The sequence below is a fragment of the Streptomyces sp. HNM0574 genome (assembly GCF_012726235.1).
GTDB lineage: Bacteria > Actinomycetota > Actinomycetes > Streptomycetales > Streptomycetaceae > Streptomyces.
Genome location: NZ_JAASAH010000005.1, coordinates 251,855 through 265,250 on the forward strand (window position 1 = coordinate 251,855; position 13,396 = coordinate 265,250).

Here is a 13,396-nt window from a genome sequence, read left to right on the forward strand (position 1 = left end):
GGTCGGGTGCCATGAGCGACGTGGTTGTTGTGGACGAGGTAACCCCCGAGGCCGTGCAGGAGACGCAGGCCCTGATCGACGCGGCGGCCCGGACGGACGGGCAGGCCGCCGTCTCCGAACAGGGCAGGCTCCAGCTGCGCGGCGGCAGGCGCGAGGGCGTACGGCACCTGCTGCTGCGCGAGGACGGCGAACTGATCGGGTACGCGCAGCTGGAGGACACCGACCCCGTCGAGCCGCCGACCGGTGAACTGCTCGTGCACCCGGGCCACCGGGGCAAGGGCCACGGGCGGCGGCTCGGCCAGGCGCTGCTGGAGGCGTCCGGCAAGCGGCTGCGGGTCTGGGCGCACGGCGGCCACCCGGCGGCCCGGCACCTGGCGCAGACGCTCGGGCTCACCCTGTTCCGCGAACTGCGCCAGCTGCGCCGCCCGTTGGCGGGCGAAGACGCGTCCGGACTGCCCGAGCCCGTGCTGCCGGAGGGCGTGACGGTACGCACCTTCCGCCCCGGCGAGGACGACGCGGCCTGGCTGCGGCTGAACGCGGCCGCGTTCGCGCACCACCCGGAGCAGGGCAGCCTGACCCAGCGCGACCTGGACGACCGGAAGGCCGAGTCCTGGTTCGACCCGGCCGGCTTCTTCCTCGCCGTCCGCGAGTCGGACGGCGAACTGCTCGGCTTCCACTGGACGAAGGTGCACAGCGCCGAACAGCTGGGCGAGGTGTACGTGCTCGGCGTCGCGCCCGAGGCGCAGGGCAGCGGCCTCGGCAAGGCGCTCACCGCCCTCGGCCTGCGCCACCTGGAGCGCGAGCGGGGCCTGCCGACGGCGATGCTCTACGTCGACGCCGACAACACGGCGGCCGTCACGGTCTACGAACGCCTCGGCTTCCGCACCCACGAGACGGACCTGATGTACCGCACGGAGAGCTGAGTCCCTCCGGGGGAGGCTGCGCTGTTCCGGTACGGGGTGCCCCTTTCGGTGCGTCGCGGAGTGCGGGTGCTGCGGGGTTGCTCGCGCAGTTCCCCGCGCCCCTTAGGCGCGCGCCCCGCACCCGGGCGCAGTGCGGACCTCCCCTGGTGGCCATGTGCGCGTAACCATCGATTCAGACTCGGTTGCGAGCATCACGGAATGCAGCGATCCGCGCGTCAGTCCCCCTCCGTCCTTCCGGGGGACACCACTGCCGAGGCCGCGGGCCCGGCTGCGCGGAACAATGGGGCCATGAGCCAGCCAGCACCGCACTCAGCCCAGCCGTCCGTCGGGTCGATAGCGGCCCACCGTCCGCAGGCAGTGGGGGGTTCGGCCCCCGGCGTCCCCGCACTGGAGGCCGACCTCGACTCCGACGCCGACATCTACCCCGACGGCCACGGCGAGCCGGCCGGGGACGGCGAGGAGGAGCTGCCGCAGGGCCGCTTCCTGGACCGCGAGCGCAGCTGGCTCGCCTTCAACGAACGGGTGCTGGAGCTCGCCGAGGAACCGGGCACCCCGCTGCTGGAGCGGGCCAACTTCCTCGCCATCTTCGCCAGCAACCTCGACGAGTTCTTCATGGTCCGCGTCGCGGGCCTCAAGCGCCGCATCGCGACCGGCGTCGCCACCCGCTCCGCCTCCGGACTCCAGCCGCGCGAGGTGCTGGAGCTGATCTGGACCCGGTCGCGGGAGCTCATGGCCCGCCAGGCCGCCTGCTTCCAGCAGGACATCGCGCCCGCGCTGGCCGACGAGGGCCTGCACATCATCCGCTGGCACGAGCTGACGGAGAAGGAGCAGTCCCGCCTGTTCACGCTGTTCCGGCAGCAGATCTTCCCGGTGCTGACGCCGCTGGCCGTCGACCCGGCGCACCCCTTCCCGTACATCTCGGGCCTCTCGCTCAACCTGGCCGTCGTGGTGCGGAACCCGGTGAGCGGGCAGCGGCACTTCGCGCGGGTCAAGGTGCCGCCGCTGCTGACGCGGTTCCTGGAGGCGTCGCCGCAGCGGTTCGTGCCGCTGGAGGACGTGATCGCGGCGCACCTGGAGGAGCTGTTCCCCGGCATGGAGGTGCTGGCGCACCACATGTTCCGGGTGACCAGGAACGAGGACCTGGAGGTCGAGGAGGACGACGCGGAGAACCTGCTCCAGGCCCTGGAGAAGGAGCTCATGCGGCGCCGCTTCGGCCCTCCGGTGCGGCTGGAGGTCGAGGAGTCCATCGACCCGTACGTCCTCGACCTCCTGGTCCGCGAGCTGAAGATCACCGAGGCGGAAGTCTATCCGCTGCCGGGCCCGCTCGACCTGAGCGGGCTGTCCGGGGTGGTGCGCGCGATGGACCGGCCCGACCTCAAGTACCCCAAGTTCGTGGCCGGGACGCACCGCGACCTGGCCACCGTCGAGTCGGCGCAGGCCCCCGACATCTTCGCCGCGCTGCGCGAGCGCGACGTCCTGCTGCACCACCCGTACGACTCCTTCTCCACCTCGGTGCAGGCGTTCCTGGAGCAGGCGGCCGCCGATCCGGACGTGCTGGCCATCAAGCAGACCCTGTACCGCACCTCCGGTGACTCGCCGATCGTCGACGCCCTGATAGACGCCGCCGAGTCCGGCAAGCAGGTGCTCGTCCTGGTCGAGATCAAGGCCCGCTTCGACGAGCAGGCCAACATCAAGTGGGCCCGGAAGCTGGAGGAGTCCGGCTGCCACGTGGTGTACGGGCTGGTCGGGCTGAAGACGCACTGCAAGCTGTCCCTCGTCGTCCGGCAGGAGGGCGACACGCTGCGCCGGTACGCGCACGTCGGCACCGGCAACTACCACCCCAAGACGGCCCGGCTGTACGAGGACCTGGGCCTGCTGACGGCCGACCCGCAGGTGGGCAGCGACCTCTCCGACCTGTTCAACCGGCTGTCCGGCTACTCGCGCCGGGAGAACTACCGGCGGCTGCTCGTCGCCCCCCGCTCGCTGCGCGACGGGCTCGTCACGCGCATCCAGCGGGAGGTCGCGCACCACCGGGCCGGGCGCCCCGCCTGGATCCGGATCAAGCTCAACTCGATCGTCGACGAGGCCGTCATCGACGCGCTGTACCGGGCCTCGCAGGCGGGCGTCCCGGTGGACGTGTGGGTGCGCGGGATCTGCGCGCTGCGCCCCGGCGTCGAGGGGCTGAGCGAGAACATCCGGGTGCGCAGCGTGCTCGGGCGGTTCCTGGAGCACTCGCGGGTGTTCGCCTTCGCGGGCGGCGGCGAGTCCGAGGTCTGGCTGGGCAGTTCGGACATGATGCACCGCAACCTGGACCGGCGGATCGAGGCCCTGGTCCGCGTCGCGGACCCGGCGCACCGCGCCTCGCTCGTCGGACTGCTGGAGACGGGCATGTCCGACACCACCGCCTCCTGGCACCTCGGCCCGGACGGCGACTGGACCCGGCACGCGCACGACGAGGAGGGGCGGGTGCTGCCGAACGTGCAGGAGATGCTGATCGATGCCCGGAAACGACGCCGTGGCCTGGCCACATGACGCGCGGTTTAGGCCCGTCGCGTCCCCCGAGCAGGGGGTCGCAGGGGGTGCGGGGGACGCACGGGCCCACCGGCAGGGGGGAGTTGTGACAGTGCAGGGGCACATCTCGGCCGCCGAGCGCGGGCGGCCCGGTGCCGCGGGCGCGCCCGGTGTCACCGGACAGTCCGGCGTCGCCGGAGCGGGCGCGCCCGGCGCCGGGGGAGCGCCGTCCGCCCGTACCGCACGCGCGGGGCGGGCGGCCCAGGCCGGAAGGGCCGCCGGTACGGAGATGGCCACCGCGCGTACCGGTACGGGGAGTCCGGTCGGCGGGGTCGTGGCGGCGGACGGTGTCCGTCCGGACCGGCCGGTGCCGCTGCTGGAGACCGTGGCCACCGGCGAGGTGCTCGGCGGCTACCTCGGTGCCCAGGCCGCGGCCCTGCTGCGGGCGCTGCGGCTGCACGGCGAGACGGTCGGCAGCGCCGAGTCCGCCGGTGAGGCGGCCGAGGCCGTACGGCGGCTCCGCCGCGCGGCCCGCCGCGTCAGCGGCACCCTCTACACGTACCGGCCGCTGCTCGACGACCGCTGGGCCGACCAGCTGCGCGCCGAACTCGGCTGGCTGGCGGGGACCTTGGCCCGCGAGTACGGGTACGCGTCCCGCCTCGACCGCCTGCTCGGCTCGCTGCACCGGCTCGCCGGCGACGGCAGCCCGGTGCTCCCCGCGGGCGCCGCGCGCGCGGGCGCGCTGCTGGAGCGGCAGCTGACCCTGGCCAGGACGCGGGCCCACTCGGCGGCGCTCCAGGCGGTGCGCTCCTCGCGGTTCCACGCCGTCGTCGACGCGGTCGCGCTGCTCGCCTCGGACTCGCCGGTGCTGGACGGCGCCGCCGTCCGGCCCGCCGCGCGCATCCTCGTCCCGCAGGCCGACTCGGCCTGGAAGCGGGCCACCGAGAGCGTCGGCGCGCTGCCGCTGTCCCGGGCCGAGGCCCCGTACAACGCCGAGGGCCTGGAGCGTTCGCTCGCCTCCGAGGCCCAGCAGGACGCCGCCTGGCACCAGGCCCGCACCCTGCTCCGGCTGCACCGGTACGCGGAGGAGGTGCTGCGCCACGGGCTGCTGGCCGGTGCGGAGGACACGGAGCCGGAGGGTCCGGCCGAGGACGGTGCCGACGGTGCCCCGTTCCGGCTGGAGCCCGGTCCGGCGGGCGACGCGCTCAACCGGCACCGCGAGGCCGCCGAGGCCGCTTCCGCGGCGGCCGCCGCCGCGCGGACGCCCCGTATCGCGCCCGCCACCGCGTACGCGCTGGGCGTGCTGCACGCCGGGCAGCGGCACGAGGTGGAGGCGGCCCGCTTCGACTTCGGCCGCGCCTGGAACCCGGACCGCGCGGAGCAGTCCCCGTGACCGGGGCCCGGGAGGTCGCCGACGTCACCGGCGCGGCCCCCGTGCGGCCGGTGGTGCGTGCCGCGGGGTGCGTGCTCTGGCGTGCGGCGGCGGGCGCCGAGGGGATCGAGATCGCGCTCATCTCCCGTCCGAAATGGGGGGATTGGTCGCATCCCAAGGGGAAGCTCGACCCCGGCGAGACCTTCGCCGGGGCCGCCGTCCGCGAGGTCTTCGAGGAGACCGGGATGAGCTGCGAGCTCGGCGCTCCGCTGCCGACGCTCCGCTATCCCGCGAGCGGCCGCCCCAAGGAGGTCCGCTACTGGGCGGCCGAGGCGACCGGCGGCACCTTCGTGCCGAACAAGGAGGTCGACCGGCTGATCTGGCTCCCGCCCACGGCGGCCCGCGTCCGCCTCACGCACCCGCACGACCGCCCCCTCGTCGACGCCCTCCTCACCGCGCTCGCCGCCGACCCCGTCGGCTGAGAGCGACGGAGCTCAGCGCGGCGCCAGCGCCTCCCAGCGGACGGTGAGCTCGCCCTGCCGCCAGCGCCGCGGCCCGTCCGTCACCGGCCAGTCGGCCGAGAGCGCCCGGACGGTCCGCATCCACCGCTGCCGCGCACCGAGCGAGGCGTACGGGGCCGCCGCCGACCAGGCGCGGTCGAAGTCGCGGAGGAAGGCGTGCACCGGCTCGCCGGGGACGTTCCGGTGGATCAGCGCCTTCGGCAGCCGTTCGGCCAGGTCGGAGGGCATGTCCAGGGAGCCGAGCCGGGTGGCGAAGGTGACCGTGCGCGGGCCCTCCGGGCCGAGCGTCACCCACACGTGCCGCCGCCCGATCTCGTCGCAGGTTCCCTCGACCAGCAGCCCGTCCGGCGCCAGCCGCTCCCGCAGCCGCTCCCACACCGGCGGCACCTCGTCCTCGTCGTACTGCCGCAGCACGTTCGCGGCGCGGATCAGCACGGGGCGGCGGTCGCCGGGGAGTGGCACCTCGAAGCCGCCGCGGACGAAGGCCAGCCCGTCCCGCTCGTACGGCTTCGCCGCCGCCACCCGCTCCGGGGCGATCTCCACGCCGACCACCAGCGTCCCGGCGCACTCGCCGCGCAGCCGCTCCAGCAGCTCGACCGCCGTCCAGGGCGCGGCCCCGTAACCGAGGTCGACGGCGACGGGCGGGTGCGGGGAGCGGCGCAGCGCGGGGCCGTGGACGGCGGCGATCCAGCGGTCCATGCGACGCAGCCGGTTGGGGTTGGTCGTCCCGCGGGTCACCGCGCCCACCGGGCGAGCGGGAGAACGGGAAGCCATGCCACGAGCCTACGGCCCCGGCACGGAGCGCCCGCACGGGTCCGCCGGAGGGCCGGTGCGACGGTTCCGAGGCGTCGCGCGCACGACGCACCGAGTCACGATTCGGCAAAGTGGGAAGGAGCGGGGCCCGTCGGCTGTTGCACGACCGAGGGCAGTCCGGCAGCCCGTCCAACCGCCGTCGTCCACCCGTACCGGCCGCCGCGCCGGACGCGGCCGACGGCGGCGACCACCCGAGGAGGCAACCGCACCGTGAGCCAGTACGTGTCCCGGCTCGGCCAGCGGCGCACCCGTTCCCCGCAGCAGCCGCGGCTCCGGTTCCCCGGCCCGGCGCGGCGCCCGCGCCGCGTGGCCATGCTCAGCGTGCACACCTCGCCCCTCCACCAGCCCGGCACCGGTGACGCGGGGGGCATGAACGTCTACATCGTGGAGCTCGCCAGGGAGCTCGCCGCGCTCGGCACCGAGGTGGAGATCTTCACCCGGGCGACGACCGGCGCCCTCGACCCCGTCGTCGAGCTGGCCCCCGGCGTGCTCGTCCGGCACATCGACGCCGGCCCCTACGAGGGCCTCTCCAAGGAGGAACTCCCGGCGCAGCTCTGCGCGTTCACGCACGGAGTGATGCAGGTCTGGGCGGGCCACCGCCCCGGCTACTACGACCTGGTGCACTCGCACTACTGGCTCTCCGGCCACGTCGGCTGGCTCGCCGCGCAGCGCTGGGGCGTCCCGCTGGTGCACGCGATGCACACCATGGCGAAGGTGAAGAACGCGGCGCTGGCCGAGGGCGACACCCCCGAACCCGCCGCGCGCGTGATCGGCGAGACGCAGATCGTGCAGGCCGCGGACCGGCTCATCGCGAACACCGCCGAGGAGGCGGCCGAGCTCGTCCGGCACTACGACGCCGACCCCGCGCACACCCCCGTCGTCCACCCCGGCGTGAACCTGCGCACCTTCCGCCAGTTCCCCAAGGGCTCCGACAAGCTCCGTCCAGGGGAGGCCCCATCCGCCCGCGCCGCGGCCCGCGAGCGCCTCGGGCTGCCGCAGGACGCGCTGATCCCGCTCTTCGCCGGGCGGATACAGCCGCTGAAGGCGCCCGACGTGCTGCTCCGCGCCGTCGCCCTGCTCGTCGACGAGGACCCGGGGCTGCGCGGCCGTCTCGTCGTGCCCGTCGTCGGCGGCCCGAGCGGCAGCGGGCTCGCCAAGCCCGAGGGGCTCCAGAAGCTCGCGGCCCGGCTCGGCATCGCGGACGTGGTGCGCTTCCACCCGCCGGTCGGCCAGGAGCAGCTCGCCGACTGGTACCGGGCGGCCAGCGTGCTGGTGATGCCCTCGTACAGCGAGTCGTTCGGGCTGGTCGCGGTGGAGGCGCAGGCGTGCGGCACGCCCGTCGTCGCGGCCTCCGTCGGCGGGCTGCCGGTCGCGGTGCGGGACGGCGTCAGCGGCCGCCTCGTCGAGGGCCACGACCCGGCGCAGTACGCGGAGGCCCTGCGGCCCTTCGTGGACGAGATCCGCTCCCCGCACGGCGAGCGGGGGCTCACCGCGCGCATGGGCGAGGCCGCGGCGCGGCACGCGCGCGGCTTCGGCTGGGACTCGGCGGCGGCCGCGACGGCCGACGTCTACGCCGCCGCGCTGCACGAACGCCGCCGTCCCCTACGATCACTGCATGGCTGAGCGCAACGCTGAGGGCAAGGCCGCGGAGGACACCGCAGCCCCGGACCTGACTCCCGCCGAGGCCGTCGAGCGGGCGCTCGGCGAGGCCGGGCTCGACTGGGAGAGCCCGGCGGACGGCAGTTACGTCGTCACCCTCCCCGGTACCCGCAAGCTCTCCACGACCTGCTCCCTCGTCGTCGGCCGCCACTCGCTGTCGGTCAACGCCTTCGTCGTCCGCCGGCCCGACGAGAACCACGCCGAGGTGTACCGCTGGCTCCTGGAGCGGAACACACGGCTGTACGGCGTGAGTTACGCGATCGACACGCTCGGCGACGTCTACCTCGTCGGGAAGCTGCCGCTGGAGGCCGTCACCCCGGACGGGGTGGACCGGCTGCTGGGCTCGGTGCTGGAGAACGCCGACGGCGCCTTCAACACCCTGCTGGAGATGGGCTTCGCGACGGCCATCCGACGCGAGTACGCCTGGCGCACGGCGCGGGGCGAGTCCACCCGGAACCTGGACGCCTTCACGGGCCTGACGGGCGGCGACCCGTCCGCGTAGCGGGCCGGCCCGTACGGGGGCCGGGGCGCTAGCGGTTCTCCGGGGTGGTCTCGGTGCGGTCCGCGGCGGTGCGCAGCAGGGCCGAGAGCCGGGCGGCGGTCTCGGTGTTGCAGGGGCCGAGGTCGAGCATGGCGGGGCCGGTGCTGCTGCTCCACGTCGAGGGGTCGACCTGGAGCGAGGGCAGCGTGATGCCCGCCCGGGTCAGGGACTCCCGCAGGGTGTCCAGCGACCCCTCCGCGTCCTTGATCTTCGTGCTCACGCCGGTCTTCTGGGTGGTGTTCATGGCACCACTCTGCCCCAGCGGAAGCCCTCCGATGGCACTCATACGAGTTCCGGAACAACCCGTTCGGGGACTTGCCCGGGACGGCCGTGAACCCGTGGGGAACGTGCGTCCGCGTGGGCCGGGGGAGTCGAAAACCCGTGCTTCAACTTCCCGGACTGCACGGGTGTTTGACGCTCAGGCCGCTCCGGCGGGCGACTTCTCCGGCTCCGCCTCCGAGGGCTCCCCGGACGCCGTCGCGGGCTCCCCGGCCGCCGCCGGTACGCGCCGCAGCAGCAGCCCGTACCCGAGGGCCGCGACCATGCCCAGCACGGCGCTGCCCGCCCACAGCGCGTTCCCGCCGAACCGGTCGATGACGAAGCCGCCCAGCAGCGGAGCGCCCAGCGCCGACAGCGACCAGGAGAGCGAGAACACCCCCTGGTAGCGGCCGCGTCCGTGCACCGGCGACAGCCGTACCACCAGGCCCATCTGCGTGGGGGAGTTGATGATCTCGCCGAGCGTCCACACGCAGATCGCCACCGCGTACAGCGCGAGCGAGTCGGCGAAGGCGTTCAGCCCGAAGCCGTACCCGGTGAGCAGCGCGGAGATCACCAGCAGCCGCCGGGGATCGCGGTGCTCTATGTACCGGGTGACGGGTATCTGGAGCAGCACGATCAGCAGTCCGTTGCCCGCGATGACGAGCCCGAAGTCCGCGCTGGTGAAGCCCTGTTGGCCCATGGTGACGGGCAGCGCGACGAACGCCTGCTGGATCAGCCCGACCAGCAGCAGGTTCAGCGCGACGACGGCCATGAAGCGCCCGTCCCGCAGCACCGTCCCCATCGAGACGGCGGTGGCCTCCGCGTTCTCCGGGGAACCGGCGGGACGCTGCTCCGGCCGCGACTCGGGCAGCTTGACGAAGACGACGACCGCGCAGGCCAGCACCATCGCCGCCTCGCCGTAGAACAGCAGCTCGTACCCGAGCTGCGCGATCAGCCCGGCGGCGGCCGAGGAGACGGCGAAGCCGATGTTGATCGCCCAGTAGTTGAGCGCGAAGGCCCGCACCCGGTCCTCGGGCGCCACGATGTCGGCCATCATCGCCATCACCGCTGGCCGCGAGGCGTTCGTCGCCAGGCCCACCAGCGCGGCCACCACGGCGATCGCGACCGGGTGTTCGACGAAGGCGAGCGACAACACCGAGCCCGAGGTGCCCAGTTGGGCGATCAGCATCGTCGGCCGCCGCCCCAGCCGGTCCGTGAGCACCCCCGCGACGACGGAGCCGACGACCCCACCCAGCCCGTACAGCGCGCCGACCAGCCCGGCGAAGGACGCGGAGTACCCGCGGTCGACCGTCAGGTACATGGCCAGGAACGTGGCCACGAACGCGCCCAGGCGGTTGACCAGCGTGCTCGTCCACAGCCACCAGAACTGTCCGGGCAGCCCGCCGAGACTCCGCACCACCGCCCCCCGCACTCCGCCTGCGGACATCCGCCCTCCCGAAAACCCCGAACCCGACGCGATGCGGGAGAAGTTACCGACGCCCACTGACAACGGCCCACCGGATTGACGTGAACCGTCAATCGTCGGGAGGCCCGCACCTCGTCGGGACCGGCGCCCGGCCCGCGGCGGGAGAGCCGCCTCACACCGCCGGCGGCAAGCGGACGGCAGCGCTCCGGCCTGCGGAGACACCCAGTACGCTCGGGGACATGGCCGACGCACCGTACAAGCTGATCCTCCTCCGCCACGGAGAGAGTGAGTGGAACGCGAAGAACCTGTTCACCGGCTGGGTGGACGTCAACCTCACCGAGAAGGGCGAGAAGGAGGCAGTCCGCGGCGGTGAGCTGCTGAAGGACGCCGGTCTGCTCCCCGACGTGCTGCACACCTCGCTCCAGAAGCGCGCCATCCGCACGGCGCAGCTGGCGCTGGAGTCCGCCGACCGGCACTGGATTCCGGTGCACCGCTCCTGGCGGCTCAACGAGCGCCACTACGGCGCGCTCCAGGGCAAGGACAAGGCGCAGACGCTCGCCGAGTTCGGCGAGGAGCAGTTCATGCTGTGGCGCCGCAGCTACGACACGCCCCCGCCCGAGCTGGCCGACGGCACCGAGTTCTCCCAGAGCGACGACCCGCGCTACGCCGACATCCCCAGCGAGCTGCGCCCCCGCACGGAGTGCCTCAAGGACGTCGTCACGCGCATGATGCCGTACTGGTACGACGGCATCATCCCGGACCTGCTCGCGGGCCGGACGGTGCTGGTCGCCGCGCACGGCAACTCGCTGCGCGCCCTGGTCAAGCACCTCGACGGCATCTCCGACGCCGACATCGCCGGGCTCAACATCCCGACCGGCATCCCGCTCGCCTACGAGCTGGACGCCGACTTCCGCCCCGTCAACCCGGGCGGCACCTACCTCGACCCGGACGCCGCCAAGGCAGCCATCGAGGCGGTCAAGAACCAGGGCAAGAAGAAGTAGCCCACAGCCACGAACAGGCCCCCTGCCCGCGGATCTCCCGCGGGCAGGGGGCCTCTTCGTGGTTTCGGGAGTTTCTCCCGGTGGCCGGCGGAATCCGTGAATCTGACCACCGGCGCCTGAGTGCTCGGCCACAATGCACTTTGTGTCCTTAGAGGGAGTAGTAGCGGTCACCACCGCTGTCACGGCGCTCATTACCGTTCCCGCCACTCTGCTCGCCGCTCACTGGACGAGCCGGAGCACTGGCCGGGCCGCCGATGCGACCGTCCTTGCGGGGAATGGCCAGTCCACGGCCGTGCTCCAGGCGGCTTGTCTCCAGGCGCGTGCAGAACGGGAGCAGGCCTTGGAGAGCCTGCTCCGCACGGTCTGCACGGAGTTCCTGAGGGCGGCGGACCTCTTCGCCCGAGCAGTCGACGAACTGCCCGACCTCCCCCATGAGCACAGGAGAGGACTGCTCACGGAGCGAGCCGGCGGGGTGGCCGAAGCGCTGTCCCGCCTGGAGCTGCTGGGCCTTCCGGCTGTCACCGCCCGGGCACAGAGCCTGTCCGCGCAGTGCCGTCGCCTGGAGAAGGTGGCGATGAAGCGGGCCGTGCTGCGGTCCGCGCTCGACCGGCTCGAGGCCTCCTGGTGTCCCCGGAACGCTGAGGAGTGCGAGGACCCGCACCACAGCTCCGCGTACGTGGCCTGGGACCTCTTGACGCGATGGGGCCAGATGGAGGCCGAGGAGCGCTGGGAAGAGCTGGAGCTGCTGGAATTCGTACTCGAGGACAGCAGAGCCCTGAACGCGGTTCAGGTGGAGCAGGTGCTCGACGCGGTCAACTGCGTGGCCGCGTGGAACGAGCTGATCGGAGGGTGGGCGCGTGACCCACTGATGGAGCGGTTCGACGCCGTCCGGGCCGAGTACGTTGCCGCGACCCACGACTCCCTTCACCGCCTTGCCGAGCGCTCTTCCGCTGCGGCTGCCGCCTAGGGCGGCAGCCGCAGCGGCCCTCAAGTTCCCCGGGAGCGAGCCGTGTTTAACGTGCACGAGCCCCCGCCTCGGCTCCATACGGGCGGGGGCTCGTACGCGCCGTTCCCGGCTCAGCAGCAGCCGCCGCACTGGCACGGGGCGCCGGACTGGCAGCCGCAGCCGCAGCCGGGGCCGCAGCCGCAGGCACCGAGCAGCGTGGGCCCGGCGCCGGACGGCGACGGGGGCGGGGTACGGGGCGCGGACGTGCGGGCAACATCGGCCATGTGGTCCCTCCTCGGCAGGGCATGGGAGCCGGACGGACGTCGTCCGGCCGTCGTCCCTCACCTGCCCGCCCCCGGCCCGTACGAGCCCCGGGGCGCCGGGCGCATCGAGGGCGCGCGGAGGCACGCGCGCGCCGCACGCCCGTCCCCGGCTCCCCGCCGCGCCCCGACCCGCCGCCGCCCGCACACGGGACCGCCCCGCACCGGCGTCCGGTACGGGGCGGTCCTCCGGTGCGTCAGGCGCCCTCGACCGGGGCCGTGCCGTCGGTGGCGGCAGCGGCGGCCGGGTCGATCTCGTCCGCGTAGTCGCCGGTGACGAGGTAGACGACGCGGCGCGCGATGGAGACCGCGTGGTCGGCGAACCGCTCGTAGTAGCGGCCGAGCAGGGTCACGTCGACCGCCGTCTCGATGCCGTGGCTCCAGCGGTCGTCCATCAGGTGCTGGAACAGGGTGCGGTGGAGGTCGTCCATCGCGTCGTCGTCCTGCTCCAGCTGCATGGCCTGGTCGATGTCCTTGGTGATGATGACCTCGGCGGCCTTCGCCATCAGGCGCTGCGCCAGCTGCCCCATCTCCAGGATCGTGGCCTGGAGGTCACGGGGCACCGCGGACTCGGGGAACCGCAGCCGCGCCACCTTCGCGACGTGCTGCGCCAGGTCCCCGGAGCGCTCCAGGTCGGCGCTCATCCGCAGCGAGGTCACCACGATGCGCAGGTCCGTGGCGACGGGCTGCTGCCGCGCGAGCAGCTGTATCGCCCGGGTCTCCAGGTCGCGCTGGAGGTCGTCCACCTTCTCGTCGGCGGCGATGACGCTCTCGGCGAGCTTCAGGTCGGCGTCGAGCATCGCCGTGGTGGCGCGCCCGATCGCGGAGCCGACGAGCCGGGCCATGTCGACCAGGCTGTCGCTGATCGAGTCCAGCTCCTCGTGGTACGCGTCCCGCATGACTGGCAGTCCTTCCCTCGCGTGAGTCTGTTCACAAGATTCCCAGGTTCCCCGGGAGCGCGGGTCGGCACCCCCGGGAGCGGCCCCGGAAGGGCTCTCCCGGCCCCCGCACGCTCCCACGCTCCGTCCGAAATGCGTCCGACGCCGCTAGCACAAGTGAATCAATCACGGCACCAAGGTGAACTCTGGGAGACGAGTGTTCGAGT

General features: G+C 73.6%; 13 protein-coding genes. 8 read left to right on the forward strand and 5 right to left on the reverse strand.

Going from position 1 to position 13,396, the window contains the following annotated elements:
• Nucleotides 1-11 precede the first annotated feature (11 nt).
• From mshD to HCC30_RS12245, 4 genes are all read left to right on the forward strand, one after another.
• On the forward strand, nt 12-923 hold the full coding sequence (gene mshD / locus HCC30_RS12230; RefSeq protein ID WP_169442476.1) for a mycothiol synthase: 912 nt from the start codon (nt 12-14) through the stop codon (nt 921-923).
• A gap of 288 nt (nt 924-1,211) precedes the next feature.
• Entirely contained in the window at nt 1,212-3,455 is a 2,244-nt protein-coding gene (locus tag HCC30_RS12235; protein WP_169442477.1) for an RNA degradosome polyphosphate kinase, read from the forward strand.
• An 85-nt stretch (nt 3,456-3,540) separates the two neighbouring features.
• Complete coding sequence (locus HCC30_RS12240) at nt 3,541-4,827, forward strand: CHAD domain-containing protein (RefSeq protein ID WP_346776597.1); 1,287 nt, start codon at nt 3,541-3,543, stop codon at nt 4,825-4,827.
• Complete coding sequence (locus tag HCC30_RS12245) at nt 4,824-5,288, forward strand: NUDIX hydrolase (protein ID WP_169442478.1); 465 nt, start codon at nt 4,824-4,826, stop codon at nt 5,286-5,288. The genes HCC30_RS12240 and HCC30_RS12245 overlap by 4 nt, the downstream gene beginning before the upstream one ends.
• A gap of 12 nt (nt 5,289-5,300) precedes the next feature.
• On the opposite strand, the gene HCC30_RS12250 is transcribed toward HCC30_RS12245, so the two are convergent.
• A complete protein-coding gene (locus tag HCC30_RS12250) occupies nt 5,301-6,101 on the reverse strand; it encodes a class I SAM-dependent methyltransferase (RefSeq protein WP_169442479.1) in 801 nt (266 codons plus the stop codon).
• A gap of 249 nt (nt 6,102-6,350) precedes the next feature.
• On the opposite strand from HCC30_RS12250, the gene mshA reads away from it, so the two are divergent.
• Nucleotides 6,351-7,763 carry a D-inositol-3-phosphate glycosyltransferase gene (mshA, locus tag HCC30_RS12255; RefSeq protein ID WP_169442480.1) on the forward strand — a complete coding sequence of 471 codons (1,413 nt, stop codon included), beginning with the start codon at nt 6,351-6,353 and terminating at the stop codon, nt 7,761-7,763.
• Entirely contained in the window at nt 7,756-8,301 is a 546-nt protein-coding gene (locus HCC30_RS12260) for a YbjN domain-containing protein (protein WP_169442481.1), read from the forward strand. The genes mshA and HCC30_RS12260 overlap by 8 nt, the downstream gene beginning before the upstream one ends.
• A gap of 28 nt (nt 8,302-8,329) precedes the next feature.
• On the opposite strand, the gene HCC30_RS12265 is transcribed toward HCC30_RS12260, so the two are convergent.
• A complete protein-coding gene (locus HCC30_RS12265; RefSeq protein WP_169442482.1) occupies nt 8,330-8,584 on the reverse strand; it encodes a hypothetical protein in 255 nt (84 codons plus the stop codon).
• Nucleotides 8,585-8,758: 174 nt separating this feature from the next.
• On the reverse strand, nt 8,759-10,045 hold the full coding sequence (locus HCC30_RS12270) for an MFS transporter (RefSeq protein WP_169442483.1): 1,287 nt from the start codon (nt 10,043-10,045) through the stop codon (nt 8,759-8,761).
• Between the two features lie 218 nt (nt 10,046-10,263).
• On the opposite strand from HCC30_RS12270, the gene HCC30_RS12275 reads away from it, so the two are divergent.
• Together HCC30_RS12275 and HCC30_RS12280 are read left to right on the forward strand one after the other, a co-directional pair.
• On the forward strand, nt 10,264-11,025 hold the full coding sequence (locus tag HCC30_RS12275; protein WP_169442484.1) for a phosphoglyceromutase: 762 nt from the start codon (nt 10,264-10,266) through the stop codon (nt 11,023-11,025).
• A 142-nt stretch (nt 11,026-11,167) separates the two neighbouring features.
• Entirely contained in the window at nt 11,168-11,992 is an 825-nt protein-coding gene (locus HCC30_RS12280; RefSeq protein ID WP_169442485.1) for a hypothetical protein, read from the forward strand.
• A 110-nt stretch (nt 11,993-12,102) separates the two neighbouring features.
• On the opposite strand, the gene HCC30_RS12285 is transcribed toward HCC30_RS12280, so the two are convergent.
• Entirely contained in the window at nt 12,103-12,255 is a 153-nt protein-coding gene (locus HCC30_RS12285) for a hypothetical protein (RefSeq protein WP_169442486.1), read from the reverse strand.
• A 233-nt stretch (nt 12,256-12,488) separates the two neighbouring features.
• A complete protein-coding gene (gene phoU, locus HCC30_RS12290; protein ID WP_169442487.1) occupies nt 12,489-13,190 on the reverse strand; it encodes a phosphate signaling complex protein PhoU in 702 nt (233 codons plus the stop codon).
• Nucleotides 13,191-13,396: the final 206 nt, after the last annotated feature.

Excerpts from the sequence above, each read along its gene's own strand:
- mshD (WP_169442476.1), top strand. The coding sequence starts at position 12 with ATGAGCGACGTGGTTGTTGTGGACGAGGTAACCCCCGAGGCCGTGCAG.
- HCC30_RS12235 (WP_169442477.1), top strand. The coding sequence starts at position 1,212 with ATGAGCCAGCCAGCACCGCACTCAGCCCAGCCGTCCGTCGGGTCGATA.
- HCC30_RS12250 (WP_169442479.1), bottom strand. The coding sequence starts at position 6,101 with ATGGCTTCCCGTTCTCCCGCTCGCCCGGTGGGCGCGGTGACCCGCGGG.
- HCC30_RS12260 (WP_169442481.1), top strand. The coding sequence starts at position 7,756 with ATGGCTGAGCGCAACGCTGAGGGCAAGGCCGCGGAGGACACCGCAGCC.
- HCC30_RS12265 (WP_169442482.1), bottom strand. The coding sequence starts at position 8,584 with ATGAACACCACCCAGAAGACCGGCGTGAGCACGAAGATCAAGGACGCG.
- HCC30_RS12270 (WP_169442483.1), bottom strand. The coding sequence starts at position 10,045 with ATGTCCGCAGGCGGAGTGCGGGGGGCGGTGGTGCGGAGTCTCGGCGGG.
- HCC30_RS12275 (WP_169442484.1), top strand. The coding sequence starts at position 10,264 with ATGGCCGACGCACCGTACAAGCTGATCCTCCTCCGCCACGGAGAGAGT.
- HCC30_RS12285 (WP_169442486.1), bottom strand. The coding sequence starts at position 12,255 with ATGGCCGATGTTGCCCGCACGTCCGCGCCCCGTACCCCGCCCCCGTCG.
- phoU (WP_169442487.1), bottom strand. The coding sequence starts at position 13,190 with ATGCGGGACGCGTACCACGAGGAGCTGGACTCGATCAGCGACAGCCTG.